Origin of the sequence: Leptospira ilyithenensis (assembly GCF_004771005.1) — a bacterium.
GTDB classification, from domain to species: Bacteria; Spirochaetota; Leptospiria; order Leptospirales; family Leptospiraceae; genus Leptospira_A; species Leptospira_A ilyithenensis.
In genome coordinates, this window is the sequence record NZ_RQHV01000040.1 from 1 (window position 1) to 949 (window position 949).

The 949-nt window shown below is 38.5% G+C and carries 1 protein-coding gene; it reads right to left on the reverse strand.

The features are described 5' to 3' along the window. Positions 1–342: 342 nt before the first annotated feature. Positions 343–949: SH3 domain-containing protein (locus EHS11_RS06630; RefSeq protein WP_135763618.1), on the reverse strand; the 607-nt coding region annotated here is incomplete at its 5' end.

The following is a 949-nucleotide window of genomic DNA, read 5'->3' on the forward strand; positions in this document are numbered from 1 at the left end:
ACTAGAACCGGTAGAGAACATTTGACCTAAGTAAAGTTAGAGGATTGTGACCGGCGAATACTATATCTGTACAAGAAGACCGCTCCTGCAAAAAACAGTGAGAATACAAAGCGTTCGATGCTTCACGCTCTTTTTCGCGGAACTTCCTGTTCCGACGAAAAACTTCGGCCATCCTTGGCCTCCGTCACCGAAGGGAAACATCTCTCTTGCTTTTAAGAGATGAGAGACTTTATCTATATTTTGCTTTAGCGCCTCGTATCTTTTCTTTTACAATTCCTCTTTTTTGTTAACCGACCGTGCTCTTCGTTCCAATCTTCGTTTCACGAAGGATTTCCACTGCGATCACTTGCGCGGGGGTTCATTTAATTCATAGTCCAACGGAAAGGACTCTTTCCATTGGACAAATGCCCCAAATACATAACCAACTTTTCCATCCTCTAAGCGAACTTTCACCCAATGGCTTCCTCCGTATGGTTGAATGTAATCTACAATATTTGTATCTTCGAGTAAGGCTACAGTTGTTCCTAATTTTAGCTTTGTTATTCCCTTACTATCTTTCGATGGTTTTTCTCTGACTATCACATCATCCTTCGTAATCGTATTATACCCGACTTCTAATTTAAAATATCCGCCATTCGAAGCAGGGCCGGCTTCTATTTCGCGCTTCTGATCATTATAAAGAGTTTCTAGCTGTTTTTCATCAATACACAAATTATCTTGCCTTATTTCCACTAAATGTCCAACCGCCACATCATTTTTCTGGGACAAACTTTCATTTGATTCATACAAGCTAATTTTCTCGCGTTTATATTTCGTATCATAAATAATTTGAAAATATAAAACGTTAGGTGAATTGCCAAAAACAAATTCATTGCTTGAAATTTGTTTTACTTTATATTTATGAACTTGCTCGCTCCCATAAGTTTTGAACCGAATCGAATCTTTGGAT